This window comes from Anabaena sp. WFMT, assembly GCF_051781005.1.
Classification (GTDB): domain Bacteria; phylum Cyanobacteriota; class Cyanobacteriia; order Cyanobacteriales; family Nostocaceae; genus Anabaena.
On sequence record NZ_JBPWOA010000037.1, the window covers coordinates 19,095 to 38,129 of the forward strand.

Consider the following 19,035-nt stretch of genomic DNA (forward strand, 5'->3'; position numbering starts at 1 on the left):
CACTGATGTCCCAAGAAAGTTAAGATTCAAGTAGAAGTCAATGAAAATTTTTTAAGCTTTATATAAAGCGGCAACGGTAAACACGCTATGTATGATGTCCTAGATTCCCAGTCAGTCCTAGATATATTGCGACCGGTCGAAGATCCAGAGCTTCGCAAAAGTCTGGTAGAACTGAATATGATTCGCAATGTGAAAATTGACAGTGGTAAGGTTAGCTTTACTTTGGTGTTGACTACTCCCGCTTGTCCTTTGAGAGAATTTATTGTCGAAGATTGTAAAAAGGCTGTTAAACAACTACCAGGCGTTACAGATATCAGCGTAGAAGTGACAGCAGAAACACCCCAACAAAAAAGCTTACCTGACCGCACTGGGGTTCCGGGGGTGAAAAATATTATTGCTGTTTCTAGCGGCAAAGGTGGTGTTGGTAAAAGCACAGTGGCTGTAAATGTGGCAGTGGCGTTGGCACAAACAGGGGCAAAAGTTGGCTTACTGGATGCTGACATTTACGGGCCTAATGACCCCACAATGTTGGGTTTGGCTGATGCTCAAATTGCTGTGCGCTCTACAGAAACAGGGGAAGTTCTAGAACCCTTGTTTAATCATGGCGTTAAGTTAGTTTCAATGGGTTTTTTGATTGATCGAGATCAGCCAGTAATTTGGCGTGGTCCCATGTTGAATGGCATAATTCGTCAGTTTCTTTATCAGGTGCAATGGGGAGAACTGGATTATTTAATTGTGGATATGCCTCCAGGCACTGGAGATGCCCAGTTAACTCTCACCCAATCTGTACCAATGTCAGGAGCAGTGATTGTCACCACTCCGCAAACTGTAGCACTCTTAGATTCGCGCAAGGGTTTGCGGATGTTCCAACAGTTGGGTGTTCCAGTATTGGGAATTGTGGAAAATATGAGCTATTTTATTCCCCCAGACCAACCAGATAAGAAATATGACATTTTTGGTTCCGGTGGAGGTTCAAAAACTGCGTCAGAGTTAGGAGTACCACTGTTGGGATGCGTACCTCTAGAAATTTCTACCAGAGTTGGTGGTGATAATGGTGTACCAATAGTTGTTGCTGATCCAAATTCAGCTGCTGCTAAAGCTCTCAAAGCGATCGCTCTAGTGATCGCAGGTAAAGTCTCAGTTGCTGCACTGACATAAGGATTGGTAATTGGTAATTGGGAAAAACTATTCCCCAATCCCCGTTTAACGCTCAAGTCGCTCCTCGCACAATGTTATTAAAACCTTCGCTTCCCAAAATTCGCTGGCAATATTGGATTAAGCCCTGGCAGCAAGTAGATTGGCTATTATTTTTTTTACCTGTTGCTGCCAGTATGTTCGGTGGTCTGATGATCCTCAGTACAGAACTCAAGCAGCCAGTAACTGACTGGTGGTGGCACTGGTTAGTCGCTGGTATTGGCGCACTCATCGCTTTATTTTTGGCTCGTTGCCGCTATGAAAACCTGATTCAGTGGCATTGGATAACTTATGCGCTGACTAATTTCAGTCTCATGATTGTGATGGTCGCTGGTACTAGTGCCAAAGGCGCACAGCGATGGATTAGCATTGGTGGCTTCAATGTTCAACCTTCAGAATTTGCCAAAATAGGCGTAATCATCACCTTAGCAGCTTTATTACACAGGCGTACAGCTTCTAACCTTGAGACTGTGTTCCGTATCTTGGCAATCACTGCTGTTCCTTGGGGATTAATATTTTTACAACCAGATTTGGCAACATCTCTAGTATTTGCGTCCATAGTCTTAGGAATGCTTTATTGGGCAAATGCCAATCCTGGTTGGTTGATTCTGATGATTTCTCCTGTGGTGTCGGCAATTCTGTTTAGCATATCTTGGCCTTTGTCAGAACCCATAGTGTTGATTAAAGAACTATCTTTTAGTCCCTTGGGTTTAGTTTGGGCAGGTGCTATGGGGATATTAGGTTGGCAAACTCTACCCTGGAAGCGATTTAATATTAGTGCGATCGCTTCCTTTAGTTTCAATATGTTAGGTGGCGAATTAGGGATTTTCGCTTGGAATCATGTATTAAAAGAATATCAAAAAGACAGATTGAGCGTATTTATAAACCCTGAACATGATCCCCTTGGTGCTGGTTATCACCTGATTCAGTCGCGTATTGCCATTGGTGCAGGGGAAGTTTGGGGATGGGGTTTGTTCAAAGGGCCAATGACGCAACTAAATTTTGTGCCTGAGCAGCATACAGACTTTATTTTCTCTGCGGTTGGTGAAGAGTTTGGTTTTGTCGGTTGTTTAATAGTACTTTTTGTCTTCTGCTTGATTTGCTTCCGCATACTACACATAGCTCAAAGCGCCAAAGATAATTTTGGTTCACTGCTGGCTATAGGTGTTTTATCAATGATTGTGTTTCAACTAATTGTTAATGTGGGTATGACTGTCGGTTTAGCACCTGTGGCAGGAATTCCCCTACCTTGGATGAGTTATGGTCGTTCTGCTATGCTGACCAACTTCATTGCTTTAGGAATAGTAGAATCTGTAGCCAATTTTCGCCAACGACAAAAGTATTATTAAATCAGGGAATAGGAAATAGATTGACAACTGAACCATCAACTAATATTAAGCTAATAACAGGAACTAAACGAGGGTAAAAACATGATTCTGCCTGGAGCAACTGTTCGCGTCAAAAATCCTGCCGATACATATTATCGGTTTGAAGGACTTGTGCAACGTGTTAGTGATGGCAAAGTAGCTGTATTGTTTGAAGGTGGTAATTGGGATAAAATAATTACTTTCCGCTTGCCAGAATTAGAACCTGTAGACACCACAGCCAAGAAAAAAGGAAAATAATCATTTAGTCATCAGTCAGTGGTTCTCAGTCATTAGTAAAAGACTAAGGACTAATAACTAAGGACTAATGACTAAGGACTAATATGCGTTTACCCTTACCACAGTTTGCAACAGGCGATCGCCATCCTCACCATATTGGGGAGGTGATCGAAACCACAACTACCGAATTTTTGGCACAGTGTTTAGAACCGGAAGATTTGAGTTTTCCACCCATGCCACCTTTTGGTAGTTGGGTTTGTGCTGTGGATGAAGAATCTGGCAATCAAGTCTATGCAGTGGTATATCATGCCACAACCATGCCTATTGATTCTGTACACAGAGCTAGGGCGTTGGGGTTGTCTTTGCAAACCTTGCGTGAGGAACAACCCCAGATATTTGCTATGCTCAGAACTGAATTTCGGGCAGCGATTGTCGGATTTGAGCAGCAGTCACAAAATCTGAGTTATAACCAAGGGGTATATCAATATCTTCCACCCCGTCCGCCCCAAATTCATCAGGCTGTTTATCGGTGTCAACCAGAAGCTATCATCAAATTTACTGAAAAATTAGATTTTTTGCGGACAATACTTTTAATTAATGGTGCGCCGGTAGAATCTTTGGCCGCATCTGCTATTCGTGAAGTTTACCAGTTACGCAAAGCTGACCGAGAATGGTTGATTAAAGCGGGACGACACCTGAGCATATTACTAAAAGACGATTATGATCGCTTGCGCTTTATTTTAAGTCAAATACACCCCTAACTATCAGTACACAGTGAACAGTTATTAGTCCTGATCTGCGGTGGTTTTACGGCGCACCATAGCGGTAGAGAAATAATTTAATAATTTAGCACTTAATAATTACCTACGCATAAATATTTAATTAATGTACTTAATTTAGCCATTTTTAAACATGATGGAAATCGCTGTATTCTTTCACTGTTAAGAGTTATCATTCCTAACTAGTAGTCTGTCAAGAACTAATTGACGAATAAAAAAATCTTCCTTTTACAGCAGATTAGAGAGTGATAAAACTGATAACTAATAACTGTTTTAGCTATGCCACTAGTGTCACAATTTTTAACTTTGGAAGCATCTTCCCTAGTTTTTGGTAAGGAACCAATTGTCCCTTTTACTATTTTATTCATAGTTATTCTCATTGTACCTATCCTGTTTGAGCGGCTACGATTACCGACTTTGGTAGGTTTGATTTGCTCTGGAGTAGTACTGGGTCATTCTGGTTGGAGTTTATTCGAGCCTGAATCACCAATTATTAGGTTGCTGTCAGATATTGGGTTATTTTATTTAATGTTTATAGGCGGATTTGAATTTAATATCCAACTTTTTCGTCAACAGCAAAGTCGTTCCTTAGTATTTGGTATTTTGAGTTTTAGTTTACCCCTGATGTTAGGAACATTAGTGGGAAAATTTTTGGGGTTTGGTGGGTATACGCCCATTTTAATGGGTTGCTTACTGGCCTCTCACTCTTTTTTGGCATATCCGATTATCAGTCGTTTGGGAGTGGTAAATAACAAGGCTATTACCATGACAATGGGAGCTACAATTTTTACTGATATCGGCACACTGCTAATATTAGCTGTTTGTGTAGCCAGTTTTCATGGTGGTGCATTCAGTTTTGCTCAATTAATCACTGTATTGGGTTTAGTAATAATTTATTCAAGTGTAGTGCTAGTAGGTTTTGATTGGGCAAGCAAAGAATTTTTCCGGCGGTCTGGAGATGATGAAGGTAACAAGTTTTTATGTGTATTAATGTCTGTATTTCTCTCTGTAGCGATCGCTCAATTAATGGGGTTAGAAAAAATTATTGGCTTTTTCTTAGCAGGTTTGGCGGTCAATGAATCTGTAGGTGAAGGGCCAGTTAAAGAAAAATTAACGTTTATTGGCACTGTGCTATTCATTCCCCTTTTCTTCGTGATGCTGGGCTTAAGGATTGATTTATCTGCCTTTTTGAATGGATACAGCATAATTAAATTATTATTTTTAATGTTCGGCGTTTTGATTGTCAGCAAATTTATAGCAGCTTTGTTAGCAAAAGTGATTTACCGCTATAACTGGCAGGAAACTCTCACTATTTGGTCGTTATCAATTCCTCTTGTTGGTACAACTTTAGCCGTGGCTTTAGGGGGATATCAATCTGGGTTAATAGCACCAGAAGTATTAAATAGTGTAATTGTCTTAGTACTGATAACAGCAATTTTGGGGCCTTGGCTGACGAGTCTAGTCGCTGGGGGTGCTACTGATTTAACTGGCTTATTGGTGGGAGACTCACAACCAATTAATATGTCTGATCTGCAAAAACAATCAGCACAGAGTAATTTCACTATAGTCGTGCCAGTACATAATCCCCAAACGCAAAAACATTTAATTGAGATGGCAGCATTATTAGCTTGTCAGTCTCAGGGAAAAATATTACCATTAGCGATCGCTCATGCTACTGCTCAAATGGATGCACCTCAACTAGAAGCAGCTTGGCAACAAAATGAAAAGTTATTAGCAAAAGCCACAACACAAAGTCAATTATTAGGAGCAAAAGCAGAACCGTTACTCAGAATTGATGATGCTTACGCGCCAGGCATCTGTAGAGCGGCTCGTGAACAAAAGGCGAATTTAATTATCATGGGTTGGGGAAACCGTACTGGCTTAAGAGCGCGTTTATTGGGGAATGTCATTGATAACGTCCTTTGGGCTGCCCATTGTCCAGTAGCGGTGGCACGCTTAGTGGAGTCACCAAAAAGAATTCAGCGTATTCTCGTACCTATAGAAAACTTAATTAATCCCACATTAACAGCTTTAAAATTTGCTCAAACCTTAGCAGATGCCAATCAGAGCCAAGTTACTGTGTTGAATGTGTGCGTTAACTTACCTCTTTGGGGTAGTTTACATGGTTTGTCTCGTAATTACAGGGGTCTGATTACTCCAGGACAAAGCATTCCCAAGGAAAAACAAACTGATCAAAGCGATCGCCACACCAGTTTCACTCAAATTGCTGCCAGGCAATCGCACCTCACCCAATTAGTATCTCAATTGGATGTACCAAATCCACCAGAAATTCAAATTATCACCCATGAAAATGTTACTCAAGCAATTTTGCAAGCAGCAAGATTATATGATTTAGTTGTATTACCTTATACTCGTAATCATACTAGTCCCGGAGGATTAGCTATGAATGATGTTACAAACCAATTAGCTAGGCAACTCACCTGCTCAATCATCATCCTCGGAGAACCACAACACAACCACAAATTATTTTTATCAAATACTTCAACAACTCAAACAGCCGGTGTTTAAAAATACCACATTAGTCTTGTATTTATTGTCACAACCAATTATATTTGTCAACAACTTTACAAATTATTGAAGATTTGATAAAACATGACTCAAAAGCGCACAATTATTGCAAGATATTGATTAATTTAAAAAAATATCTGTAGGAAAATTACTCAACCAAAAAACACATTGTGCAGTGATCTTCGTTAGTTATCTATATTTTGTACCAAAGTGGATAATCTAAATATATCAGGATAATACCTGCTGGAAATATCTGTAAAATAACTGAGAAACTATAATAGTCACGGCGGTTAAAACCGCACGAGTCGTAGCTGGTGAGCTACATCGAACCATACCTTTCAGGTCTAAAGACACTGAGTTTTCCACTTACTGAGTATTTCTATGAGAATTTTGGTGACAGGCGGTGCTGGGTTTATTGGTTCCCATCTGATCGATCGACTAATGGCCGATAGTCATGAGGTTATATGCTTAGATAATTTCTATACAGGGCATAAACGTAACATCCTCAAATGGTTAAACAATCCTCATTTTGAGATGATCCGTCACGACATCACTGAGGGAATTCGGTTAGAAGTGGATCAAATCTATCATTTGGCTTGTCCAGCATCACCAGTACATTACCAGTACAACCCCATTAAAACCGTTAAAACTAACGTGATGGGAACACTGAATATGTTGGGATTAGCTAAACGAGTCAAAGCTAGATTTTTGTTAGCTTCCACCAGTGAAGTCTACGGAGATCCAGAAGTTCATCCCCAAACTGAAGATTATCGAGGCAGCGTCAATCCCATTGGCATCCGTTCCTGCTACGACGAAGGCAAAAGAATTGCTGAAACTTTGGCATTTGACTACTACCGAGAAAATAAAGTCGATATTCGGGTAGCCAGAATATTTAACACCTATGGCCCACGAATGTTAGAAAACGATGGTCGGGTAGTGAGCAACTTTATAGTCCAAGCCTTGAGGGGTAATCCTTTAACTGTATATGGAGAAGGTACACAAACTCGCAGTTTCTGCTATGTCTCAGACTTAGTTGAAGGACTAATTAAGTTGATGAATGGTGACTACATTGGGCCAGTCAATCTGGGTAATCCCGATGAATACACAATTTTAGAATTGGCACAAGCTGTGCAGAATTTGGTTAACCCAGATGCACAAATTAAGTTTGAACCCTTACCTTCAGATGATCCCCGTCGTCGTCGTCCCGATATCACCAGAGCCAAGACCTGGTTAAATTGGGAACCTACCATTCCTCTGCAAGATGGCTTAAAACTGGCAGTAGAAGATTTCCGCGAACGTATTGAAAGCAACAATTAGTTAGTGGTTAATTGTCATTAGCCTTAAACCAATGACTAATGACTAATTACCTGACTAATTACTAATGACTAATGACAAAAAAGCAAGGAGCTAAAAAATGCGTGTTTGTGTAATTGGTACTGGTTATGTTGGATTAGTGACAGGTGCTTGTTTGGCTCATATCGGACATGATGTTGTTTGCATAGATAACAACGAAGAAAAAGTAAAATTAATGAAGTCTGGACAGTCTCCTATTTTCGAGCCGGGACTCTCGGAAATTATGCAGACTGCCATTAATAGTGGAAATATTCAATTTTCCTCAGATTTGGCAGCGGGAGTTGCTCACGGAGAAATTCTGTTTATTGCGGTGGGAACTCCTCCTTTACCTACTGGTGAAAGTGATACCCGTTATGTAGAAGCTGTAGCTCGCGGTATAGGGGCAAATCTCAACGGTGGTTATAAGGTAATTGTTAATAAATCTACTGTACCTATCGGCTCTGGTGACTGGGTAAGGATGATTGTTTTAGATGGCATTGCTGAACGCCAAAAAATATTGATACCAGCAGGTGGGACAGCAGTGGAGGAGAAATTACCAGATATTGCTGCTCAGTTTGATGTTGTCAGCAATCCAGAGTTTTTACGGGAAGGTTCAGCAGTTTATGATACCTTTAACCCGGATCGGATTGTCTTAGGGGGCAATAGTCAACAAGCAGTGGGGATGATGAAAGAACTATATGCCCCAATTGTGGAACGCAAGTTTGCTGCTGACAAGTCTTTACCCCCTGTACCAGTACTGGTTACAGACCTGAGTTCCGCAGAAATGATCAAATACGCTGCTAATGCTTTTTTGGCGACCAAGATTAGTTTTATTAACGAAGTTGCTAATATTTGCGATCGCGTCGGTGCTGATGTTACCCAAGTAGCCAAAGGTATCGGTTTAGATTCCCGCATTGGCAACAAGTTCTTACAAGCTGGTATTGGTTGGGGTGGTTCTTGCTTCCCCAAAGATGTTTCCGCACTCATTCATACAGCCGATGATTATGGCTATGAAGCACAACTCATGAAAGCTGCAGTGAGTGTGAATGAACGCCAACGTTTAATTGCTTTGGAAAAGCTCCAACAGGCTCTCAAAATCCTCAAAGGTAAAACTGTCGGACTTCTTGGTTTGACCTTCAAACCAGATACTGACGATTTGCGCGATGCTCCAGCACTCAACCTGATTGAGCAACTCAACCGATTGGGAGCTAAAGTCAAAGCTTACGACCCCATTATTTCTCAAACAGGTATGCGTCATGGTCTTTCTGGGGTATTGGTAGAAACTGATGCTGAAAGACTAGCTGATGGCTGTGATGCTTTGGTACTCGTCACAGAATGGCAACAGTTCAACACTTTGGACTATGCAAAAATGGCCAAATTGATGAACCATGCCGTCATGATTGATGGACGTAACTTCCTAGATCCTGAAGCGATGGTAAGGGCTGGTTTCCAATATGTAGGTGTAGGGCGGTAAACTACCCACACCATAGTTGAAAATCCAGAGTTAAGTTAAATTTGCAATTTCATATCAAAGCGCCGTCTAGAGTCTTCTAGGCGGCGTTTAATTGTTCATTAACCTAATTTTTAATTTTTTATGCACTGCTGGGAATACGTTCTATTTCCGCATAACCACTAAAAATCAATCTTTGTCCTTCAGTTTCTAAACGGTTGAGTCGCATTTTCACTCCGTCGAGGTCAAAGCGGTCTAAATCAACCATGTTGTCCAAAATTTCTACAAGGGCGAGGCTTAAAGTCTGGGAAATTTCTTGTTGTGCTTCTGGAACTTGCTCAAGTTCAATTTTTGGGTCTTTGAAAGAAACCCGCCTTCTTCTTTCAATACTTATACCAAGGGTCATACTTAGGGGTATGAGTTCGCCGTTGTTTAAATCAGCTTGAGCTACAAGGTGCAAGCGATTTTCTGGCAATAGCTGTATTTGGACTTCGGTAAAGGAAACTGGTTCTCCACCAGATATTGCCGTCAAAGTTGGTTCTGAAAGGTTCAGTAAGCGCTTTTTAACCAATTCTGCCTTAAAAGCATCATTGATACCTGCTTCTGATAAAATTACCTGCGCTACCGCTTGGGTGGGTTGCTTGAGGCTAAGTTTGCCACTCAAAACAGAACCGAAGTCAATAGCTACTGCATCGGTTTCAAAAGACATTTCCTCAACTGCGAAGTCTCTACGAATTACTAAGCCACGTCCGCTCATTTTAAAGCTATCAATGCTGCCTTGCAACAGTTTGCTGGAGGGATAGCAGCGCACAAAGACTTCTACTGACTCGCTCATGCTAAACAGGTGGCGAATCGTTTGGCTGGCGACTGTGTTGAGCATCCGCTCTCCCCAATCCGTGCCTTTAGGATCTGTTAAACCAGTAAGTCCGCCTAACATCAGATTTTGGGTCTCTAGAAGTTCTTTGTATTTTTGTAACAAATTGTGAACAATAGTGCAAGCGATCCCCAGATTTATTGTTCTGATGACTGTGTGCAGGATAACTGATGGATGATAGCTAAATGTGTTGAATGTTACTTGTTGTGATGATGAAGAGCAAATGATAAAAGCGATCGCACGAGTGGCAGCGTCAGAGGCAATCATATCTTCTCCACTCCGCAAAAATGCGATCGCTACAGCTACTACATAAGCTAAAATTTAGGTGCGTCTAGCTTCCCTGCCAGCGCTATAATAGTAATTATAACTAGTCAATTTTTTCTTATCCCCGTTAGCAACCACGCCTAAGACATTGATAGGAGAATTTCTCAGACTATCCTGAAGCTGCATTAACGCCGACTTATCTGTTTTATCAATCCTCACCACCAAAAGCATTCCATCAGTTTGTGGTGCCAGGAGTCTAGCATCAACTAACCCTAACATTGGCGGCACATCATAAATCACCAAGTCGAAATTTTGATTAAAGTATTCCATTAATTGCTTCATTTTATCTGATGAGAGTAATCTAGCAGGATCTGGTGGTACAGGTCCTGCCGTAATCACAGATAATGAATTCATTGCAGGTAATTGCTGAATCACCTGTTCAACTGGCATATTGGAAGCTATGACATTACTTAATCCCGATAAATTATGTAAATTTGATAGTTTGTGAACCTGAGCGCGGCGTAGATCAGCATCCACAAGTAATACTCGTTTCCCTAATGCAGCAGCTATTTGAGCCAGATGAAACGAAACTGTAGTTTTTCCATCTCCAGGCATAGTTGAAGAAACAGTTAAAGAGCGAATCGGTTGATCGGAATTAAGTAGCTGAATATTAGCATAAAGAACTTGTAAAGATTCAAAAAATAGCCCTTGTCCGTAGTAATTATCCCCTGTAATTTCACGACGGAAAAGATTAGAGAACCAACCATTTTTAGTGGTGACAGTCCCTAATTGCATTTCTGTTTCTACCCCTTTAATCTTGGGATGAGGAGACTGATAACCTGAGATACTCTTGTCGGTGGGAAGAGTTCCTAAAAAAGGCAGTTTTATCTTTTCCTTCAGACTCTCGATAGTATGATAGGTATTGTCCATTTTTTCTAGGAGAAAGCCAATACCAATTCCTACGGCTAAACTGCTAATCAATCCCATCAATAAATTCCGGGGAATATTTGGAGATAGAGGGAAGGCAGATTGATGTGGTGGTTGTATTAATTCCCAGGGAAGTTCTGTCTGAGCTACTTGAATAACTAGGTTTTCACGGGTAGCTAAAAAGCGATTGAGACTCTCATTGGCGAGCTGTAAACTACGCTGAATTTCACTATATTGTCTGGCTAAAATTGGTAATTGCTCAAACTTGCGCTTTGTTTGCTGTTCTACTCTAGACAATTCTTGGCTTTCTACCTCTAGTTTCTGAATCAGAGCAGTTACTTCAGCCAATTTGAGACCTACAAAACGCGCTTGCTCATCTTCTATCAGAGGTAAAAGGTTTTGCCTTTTTTCTTGTAATGACTCTATGGCTGGGTTATCAGGTTGAAACCGAACTAATTCTCCAGATAGCTGGGATTCTAATTGACGGAGTTGAGATATTAATTGACTATATATAGGTGCATCATTTAATGTTGCCTGCTGTCCTTCTGGTGTTGATAAACTAATATAACTAGCACGAGCAGCAGCTAACTGTTGATCAATGACCAGTCGTTGTTCTTCCAACTTTTGAATTTGTGATTCAACTCCACTTGACTGGGTTTCTGGATCGATAAAGTTGTATCTTTGCCGAAATATTTGTAGTTTTTGTTGCAATTGATCAACCCGATTTTTGATCGCAGGTAGTTGTTTCTCAACAAATTGGACACCTTGATTTAACTTAGTTTTACGCTTTTCCAAGCTGTAGTCTAAATAAAATGTAGAAATTGTTTTTAATACTAGGTCAATTTGTTTACGATCTTTGCTCTTATAGCTTATATCTAAAATTTTAGTAGCGCCCAAACGACGAATAGTTAAATTTCCAACTAGTGAATTATAAGTGATATCAGGATAAGCAAATTGTAATTTTTTTACAACTTCTTTCATTATTTCCTGACTTTTGAGAACCTGAATTTGACTGTCGTAATCTAGATTGGATTTAGAGATACTAGATTCTGGAAGGGGTATTTGTCCTAAGCTGCTGTCATTACTAACAGGTTCGACTAAAAGCTGAAAGTTGCCTTGATAGATAGTTTCTTCGTTCAGAGTTGAATAAATCACAGTAGCCATAATCACAGAGACAACACCTGTGATAATTAATGCTCGCCTTTGGAGAACACCCAAAAAGTCTTTTAAACTCCCATCATCATCCTCTATTTCAAAAGATGAATAGTTTTGAGATGGCAAGATTTCTGGTGTAATAATTGCTCTACCATTCTCGTTAAAAGTTGGAATTCTACTAGAATTTTGATTGTTCATGGATTTGGATTAGATAATTATTTAGTTAAATATTTTTGGTTTTTACGTTTGGCATTATGTCAAAATAGACACAACCTTTATGAGGATAGTAAACTCTAAAACATTTGCTTACTTAATACTTATTTTTTTATTCAACATGAGATAATTTATTGGTCTGCTTGCTTTCACTGTGATATTTTGATCAACATCAAGCAACTGGGAATTTCATCATCTAAATTCTATGCTGTAAGCATTAGAAGGGTATGAAAATCTAGAATGCGATGACGATAAATAGCGAAGATTGCTTTGTATCGTTCGATGCCAGAAAGATTATGTTTATATTCTACACTCTGGCTGTTCAGTTATCTATACTTAATGTTTAAATATATCTCAAGTCAAAGCGTAATAGCTTATTTGTATGTACTATTCATTCTTGTACAGAACTAGGAAAAAAATCTTCTGTTTGTCCTATCCGCCTTTTTTTAACAGGTTGCGCGGGATTACCTGCATAAATAATCATTGGCTCTAAAGATTGTCCAGTCACACTGCCAAGAGCTAAAATTGCTCCCTTCCCCACCGTGACTCCTGGTCCAACAACTGATTTAGCGGCTATCCAACTACTCTCTTCAATATGAATAGGCGCAGTAATCAGTTTAAAATCAGGTTGATTCCAGTCATGATTACCAGTACAAAGATAAACACCTTGGGATACACAAACATGATTTTCGATGACTACAGGTGCAAGGTTATCAATCCAAGCATCTTCTCCAATCCAAACATAATTACCAACTATTAAACGCCAGGGGAATTTGACTCGCACCCCTGGCTTTATACGCACACCGTTACCGATTTTGGCTCCAAAAAGCCTAAGTATCCCAACTTTTACAAATGAAATCGGTAACCAATGACTTTTAACTAAAGGTGAACCAAGGAAGTACCACAAAAGTTGCTGAAGGTAGGATGCACCGGGATTATAACTGCCAAGGGTGTATTTATCTAGACGCATACAATGGAGAATGAAAACGGGGGTTGAAACTTGCTCCGGTACGACCTGACATAATCCATAACAAAGAGCGTCCACTATCACGAAGAATGTGAAAAATAGATTCTCTGGGTTGTGCAGAGGGAATGGATATCGGGGTAAAAGTGATACCTTGACTACCGAGAACTATGGTAGCAATGGTTTTTGCTCTGGGAAGGTGAAAATCCGAGGTAATTAGATAAATATGTTGAATATGGCGGTTTTGGAAATCGTGGACGAGGGTAGTAAAATTAGTGACTGTATCAACAGCACGGTAGTCAAAGTGAATACGCTCTGTACTAATACCCATTTCCTCAAAAATAGCAAAGGCTTGGGCTGGAAGTATGCCGCTAGAAATCCAGATATCTAAATTAGGATGATTTTGGGCAAATTGGGCTGTAAATTTTTCTCGTTCTGGTCCTCCACCAAGGGTAAGGGTAGCTTGGGGATGGGGTGCTTGATAAGAAGCGATCGCAATTCTTATAGGGATAATACTGATAAAAACTAGAATAAAACTTGCTAAACTTAGAACCCAATATTTTTTCAGTAAGTAATACAATTGGCTCATGGATAGAATCAATGTGTTTCCAAATCGTTGATGTGATTGGCATTATACTATCACAGCGGATTTTCTTGATTCAGAATATCTTGGTAAGCAGAGGCTAATTGTTTAGCAACTGTTTGCCATGAATAGCGTTGCAAAGCCAATAGACGACCATTGCTTCCCATGTGTTCCCGCAATTGGGGATTGTTTAAAAGATGTGCGATCGCACTCTGTAAAGGTTCTACTTCCCCTTCTACAATTATGCCAGCCTCAGCTTCAGCAATCTCCGGGGCAATTTGCACACCTGGAGTTGTGATAATTGGTAAGCCAGACACCATAGCTTCTGCTAAAGCAATACCGAAATTTTCTGAATAAGTTGGCAGTACAAATAAATCAGAACCTTGCAGCAGCAAATCTTTTTCATAACCAGTCACAAACCCGACAAATGAAGTATGGTCGATTATGTTTACAGATGCCACCATTTTTTGTAAAGATTGAACATATATATCTTCCCCAGAACCTGCAATAAGCAAATGAAATTTCTGGCTCTGTTTTACCAACTCACCTAATGTTTGAATTAACAGTTCAGGACGTTTTTTGTAGTGCAGACGTGAAAGAAAAAGAACGATAGGAATTTCCTGAGAAATATTGTACTGATGTCGCAATTTAGATTTAGCATCAGCAATTAATTTACTAGAATTAACTCCTAGAGGTAAAACTATTTTAGGTGGCTGTACTCCAAATCTGATTGCATCCTCCATCTCACCTGAAGATGTACAGTGAATAGCCTCAGCATGATTTAAATTGCAGCGTTCAATTAAATAGCTATAAACTTGCTTCTTTAACTTACTTTGCGCCAATGCCCAAGGCGTTAATTGTCCCATAATTCTCACTGTATACGGAACTTGTTGCCACTGGGCAAAAATAGCAGCACAGGTAGGAAGATAGGAAAATAAATAATGATTATCTAAAATGTCATAGTTTTTGATATTTTGCCATAGCCACCGTGTGAATGCAGGGGAAGGTAAAAAGGCTTTTATCCGAGCCGCAGGTGGAAAAAACCAAACTGGTAGCCCTTGGTATTCTATGCACTCAGATAATGGTACATCTAGCAACAGTCCGTCATCATCATTAGTAGTGGCAATTTCTACATCAATTCCTTCTGCTCTTAAAGCCCTTACTAAATTCAAAACTACCTGAGTAGGTCCCCCTAATTTAGGACTGATAGAAGGAATTATGTGTAAAACTTTCATTTTATATAATACTCACAATAATTATTTTCGCTGGTACTGGTAACGTAAGCGTTTAACACCCAATAAACCAGGAAAAGTTTTAGCAATAAAGATTAGACCCACAATTGGTAACATTGATGTGGTAAACACAATCAAACTTCGCATAGAAATAGCCGCTGTAAAAAAACCCAGTGCATTGACAACTATGCCGTAACCAGTAGTGTGAAAAGCTGCTGTACGCGACCACCAATTAGCTAAAATTCCTAAACAAATGGATACTAATATTACGGCAAAGATACCACCCATCATATAGCTTTCGCCAATATAAGTTGCAGAAACTGTCCAGCCATCTGCACCTACTACTTGTTCTATAGATGTACTCAGACCTTCTGGTTTATCCGGCCATAGTACTCTAGGTATGGGTTTAGTTAAGAATACAAACAAAAGTTCAAGTCCTAAAAAATCATGTTTATTGGGAAAAGCATCTACCAATAAACCAATACTCCAAAGGTTATAGTCAACTGAAAGGGTATCTTGCACTTTCTCACTAGCATAAGCTGCTGTAGCTAGATAATTAATAATACCCATCTCTCTAAAACCAAGCATATGACGGGTAGCAAATACCATTGCATATCCCATAATAGCTGTAGGAATAAGCAATTTGATCAAAGTTGGACTCTGTAATGTCAAGAAGTATGCAGCCATGAATGTGGCAATATAAGCAGCTAAAACATTGCGCGTTCCTCCTGAAAATCCATAAAACAAAGTAAAGACAAATACAAACATAACTAAAAATATTTGCCACAGACGAAAAGACTGACGACGATTCCAAATAATACCTGTCAGGGGAGGGATAACATAGGTAAACAACTTCAATTCAGACAAAAATACTCGCCAGTCACCTAATTTTCCTCTGCCCCAAGGTACAGCAAAGCGTGAACCTAATAGAGATTCAATCACTTTTACAGGGTTGAAATCTACTGACATCAATATATAAAAATAGGCTAAAAAAGCTGATATGCAAAAAATCCGAAACAGTGTTTTATCAGGGATATTACCAAAATCTAACCATTCAGGTGGTGCTGGTTTAAAAAAGGTGATATGACGACCAATCGCTAAACCGCTAAACCCTATCATTAAGACTTCTATAGCTTGGATAGTTTGCTCAGATGTCAAACGCTGATCGAACTTTGGTTGTGGGTATAAAAACTCTATTAGTGTTAAAAAATAAAGAGCTAATAGACAAAGTATATCGGCGCGAAACAAATTTTTCCATCCTCGTCTACTATCCAACACGATGCTAATAGTTATCACTACCCCTACTATAATTGCTACTTGATTGGCCATGAAACTAGGAGACATATCTACACTTATACGTATAAATGCCAGAAGCAAGCCAAAAATTAAGGTGAATGTTCCTGACCATGTAGCTTTGGCAATGCGTTTTTTGAGGTTGGGCGGATTTTGCTGTGGATGGTGGGAGTTTGTGGAGATATCCATGAGTAGGAATGATAATACTATTTGATTTTTCGTAGAAATCGAAAGTGTCAGATTTTCACTTTATTTAATAAGCCAGGGATATTACTGTTTAGATTAACTTAATAATTTGATGTTGCCATATAATGCTGCGTAGGTATCTACCATCTTTTCTAGAGAGAATTGCTTTTTGATGAACTGATAACCAGCAGTTGCCACAGCATTACGCTCTTGATAATTAATTAAAGTATCCAAATCTTTAAAGTTGTCTTTTTCAGAGGCAACGAAACAAACCTCTTGGGGAAATTTTAACTCCTCCAGCAGAGTTGAAGTAATTACACAGGGTAAACACCAAGCCATCGCTTCTAATAATGCAAATGGTAACCCTTCAAAAGCCGCAGGATGAAAAAATACGTCTGCTGCTGCTAAATATGGTGTTACGTCATTTTGCCAACCCAAACGTTGAATATATTCTTGGGCATTATTATCTATAATCCATTGATCCCATAAAGAAGTTAAGCGACCATCTCCCACCCATAAAAAACGAACAGATGGTATTTTGCATTTAAGGTGAATAGCCCATTTTAAAAATAGCAGTGGTTGTTTTTGTGCTTCCATTCTTCCCACTGCTACTATTAATAATTCATCTGGATGAAGTTTTAGTTGTAAACGAGATTCTTGACGTTTGGCTAAACTTTCTATTTTGTTAGGTACATTAACTCCATTATTAATCACTACTATTTTGGGTAAATCAGAAGTAGTTGGAGAAATAAAAGATGTTAGTTCTTGTCCTCTATTTTCAGAAATTGCTGTTAATATACCTCGATATTTTCTTAAAGCTATTTTAGCTATTAAATCCCGCCATTTTCCTAATACTGCTCCCAATTTATCCTGAGTTTGAGTAATATGAATAGTTGCCAAAGAAGGAATTGATAAATAATTACTCCAAGTGAGTAAATCTAAACCATCTTCTAAATTTTGCTTGTTAACATGGAGTATATCTGGTTTAAATGCGCGCCACTGAGATATACACTCTTGATTGGTTTTGGGAAATAAATGGGTAAAAGATCTTAATTTACGATTGTATGTGTTGATATATGGCGATCGCAACACCTGTCCAAATTTTGAAAATGAGTCAGCTAGTTCATCCATAATCGGATTTTCTGAACACCATAATCCTACAGCATAGCCCCTTTTAGCCAGTTCTTGTCCCAGATAAATTAAATAGAGTTCTCCTCCTCCTCGTGAACCTGAACTGCTACTGATAAAAAGAATTCGCATGAAATTTAAGCTTAATTGGTTATTATTAAATTTAGTTAAAAAATACGTTTTTTTAGTATAGGAATCCTATTTGATTATTGAACACTGGATCTCCTTACCAGTTAATTTATGAAAAACCTCAACCCACTGTTGAGCGCCCATAGCTGGTGATATTTCTTCTGCTTTCTTGAATGATGCTAAACTAGCATATTTAATTTTATCAGGTTGTTGCAAATAACTCATCAACAATTCTGCTAAAGCCTCAACATTGCCATTAGGAAATAAATCTCCATTTTCTCCTGGTTTAATCAAATCATGTCCAGCACCTACCCCATCAGAACATATTACTGGCAACCCAGAACCTATTGCTTGATTGACTACTACACCCCAACCATCATAACGACTTGGTAATACAAATAAGTCTGCTTTATGAAAAAAATCAGGTAAATTTTCAGGAGATTGAAAACCTGCATATTCAATGTTCTGCAGAGTTTTTTTAGGTAAAATTTCTAATAATTGAGGAAGTTCTGCTTCTCTTCCTACCAGATGTAAGCGAACATTTAGACCTGATTCAATGAGATGATTAAATGCTTGCAGCAAAATATCAACTCCTTTCCGCGCTATCATCTGACCACAAAACAAAATAGTAACTGGATTTCCAGGTCTTTGGCGTAAATTTTGACTAAAAGGAGTTAGATCACAATAGTAAGGAATATTAAATATTGGTTTATCAGGAAAGCGTTGCTGATAGTCTTGTTGTGCCTTAGTGCCAATAGCTGCGATCGCACGACAATATTTTAAACTATTGGCTAAGTGTTTTTGTAATTTTCCTTTAATTCCCTGTGAACTACCCAGCATTTTTTCACCCCAGAAAATACAAGGCACTTTTTTTGCTTGTAGTCTGAGTAAAAGTTGAGTAGTAAGATTCATATAACCGTTAAGCACAACCACATCAGCTTGTGTAGTTGAAGGAAAATGCCAGTTAAAATGAAATCGAGATAAACCCCAAGCTAAATGGAATCCTGGTAAAATATGTTCATAAGGTTGCAAGCGTTTCTCCGGCCAAGGAGAATCAGCACAAGCAGGTTCTAAATAATAAACTGTTAAATCTATTTCTGCACGGCGAGAGAGTTCAAAAAACAAATCTCGTTGGTAAGGAGATGGGAGAATAGAATAAAAAACCACCCTGCATTTCAATCTCATTAATTTTATTTAAA

15 protein-coding genes are annotated in these 19,035 nt (G+C 39.1%); 7 read left to right on the forward strand and 8 right to left on the reverse strand.

The features are described 5' to 3' along the window. Positions 1–87 precede the first annotated feature (87 nt). The 7 genes from ACSQ6I_RS23640 (at position 88) to ACSQ6I_RS23670 (ending at position 8,912) form a co-directional block, all read left to right on the forward strand. Positions 88–1,158, forward strand: coding sequence for an Mrp/NBP35 family ATP-binding protein (locus tag ACSQ6I_RS23640; protein WP_438892687.1), 1,071 nt, complete (start codon positions 88–90; stop codon positions 1,156–1,158). Between the two features lie 71 nt (positions 1,159–1,229). After that, on the forward strand, positions 1,230–2,543 hold the full coding sequence (gene rodA / locus ACSQ6I_RS23645) for a rod shape-determining protein RodA (RefSeq protein WP_438892818.1): 1,314 nt from the start codon (positions 1,230–1,232) through the stop codon (positions 2,541–2,543). Positions 2,544–2,624: 81 nt separating this feature from the next. Next, positions 2,625–2,819: an NAD(P)H dehydrogenase subunit NdhS gene (locus tag ACSQ6I_RS23650; RefSeq protein ID WP_015215765.1), complete on the forward strand. Its 195-nt coding sequence runs from the start codon at positions 2,625–2,627 to the stop codon at positions 2,817–2,819. 83 nt (positions 2,820–2,902) lie between these two features. Then, positions 2,903–3,559 carry an HAS-barrel domain-containing protein gene (locus tag ACSQ6I_RS23655; RefSeq protein WP_438892688.1) on the forward strand — a complete coding sequence of 219 codons (657 nt, stop codon included), beginning with the start codon at positions 2,903–2,905 and terminating at the stop codon, positions 3,557–3,559. A gap of 297 nt (positions 3,560–3,856) precedes the next feature. Further along, entirely contained in the window at positions 3,857–6,106 is a 2,250-nt protein-coding gene (locus ACSQ6I_RS23660) for a cation:proton antiporter domain-containing protein (protein WP_438892689.1), read from the forward strand. A gap of 381 nt (positions 6,107–6,487) precedes the next feature. Beyond that, complete coding sequence (locus ACSQ6I_RS23665) at positions 6,488–7,423, forward strand: UDP-glucuronic acid decarboxylase family protein (protein WP_438892690.1); 936 nt, start codon at positions 6,488–6,490, stop codon at positions 7,421–7,423. Between the two features lie 97 nt (positions 7,424–7,520). Further along, positions 7,521–8,912 carry a UDP-glucose dehydrogenase family protein gene (locus ACSQ6I_RS23670; protein WP_438892691.1) on the forward strand — a complete coding sequence of 464 codons (1,392 nt, stop codon included), beginning with the start codon at positions 7,521–7,523 and terminating at the stop codon, positions 8,910–8,912. Positions 8,913–9,030: 118 nt separating this feature from the next. Here ACSQ6I_RS23670 and ACSQ6I_RS23675 read toward each other — a convergent pair whose 3' ends face one another. The 8 genes from ACSQ6I_RS23675 to ACSQ6I_RS23710 all read right to left on the reverse strand — a co-directional run bounded on the left by ACSQ6I_RS23675 (position 9,031) and on the right by ACSQ6I_RS23710 (position 19,003). Then, positions 9,031–9,825 (reverse strand): LmeA family phospholipid-binding protein, encoded by a 795-nt coding sequence (locus ACSQ6I_RS23675; RefSeq protein WP_438892819.1) that lies wholly within the window; start codon positions 9,823–9,825, stop codon positions 9,031–9,033. Between the two features lie 258 nt (positions 9,826–10,083). Continuing rightward, on the reverse strand, positions 10,084–12,306 hold the full coding sequence (locus ACSQ6I_RS23680) for a GumC family protein (protein ID WP_438892692.1): 2,223 nt from the start codon (positions 12,304–12,306) through the stop codon (positions 10,084–10,086). 406 nt (positions 12,307–12,712) lie between these two features. After that, positions 12,713–13,291, reverse strand: coding sequence for a WcaF family extracellular polysaccharide biosynthesis acetyltransferase (locus ACSQ6I_RS23685; protein ID WP_438892693.1), 579 nt, complete (start codon positions 13,289–13,291; stop codon positions 12,713–12,715). Next, the gene (locus ACSQ6I_RS23690; protein ID WP_438892694.1) at positions 13,278–13,874 is read right to left on the reverse strand and encodes a YdcF family protein; all 597 of its coding nucleotides are present in this window, start codon (positions 13,872–13,874) and stop codon (positions 13,278–13,280) included. Before ACSQ6I_RS23690 ends, ACSQ6I_RS23685 begins: the two co-directional genes overlap by 14 nt. A gap of 50 nt (positions 13,875–13,924) precedes the next feature. Then, positions 13,925–15,103 carry a glycosyltransferase gene (locus ACSQ6I_RS23695; protein ID WP_438892695.1) on the reverse strand — a complete coding sequence of 393 codons (1,179 nt, stop codon included), beginning with the start codon at positions 15,101–15,103 and terminating at the stop codon, positions 13,925–13,927. A 21-nt stretch (positions 15,104–15,124) separates the two neighbouring features. Beyond that, on the reverse strand, positions 15,125–16,582 hold the full coding sequence (locus tag ACSQ6I_RS23700; protein WP_438892696.1) for an O-antigen polymerase: 1,458 nt from the start codon (positions 16,580–16,582) through the stop codon (positions 15,125–15,127). Between the two features lie 93 nt (positions 16,583–16,675). Next, entirely contained in the window at positions 16,676–17,839 is a 1,164-nt protein-coding gene (locus ACSQ6I_RS23705) for a glycosyltransferase family 4 protein (protein WP_438892697.1), read from the reverse strand. 66 nt (positions 17,840–17,905) lie between these two features. Next, positions 17,906–19,003, reverse strand: coding sequence for a glycosyltransferase family 4 protein (locus ACSQ6I_RS23710; protein WP_438892698.1), 1,098 nt, complete (start codon positions 19,001–19,003; stop codon positions 17,906–17,908). Between the last annotated feature and the right edge of the window lie 32 nt (positions 19,004–19,035).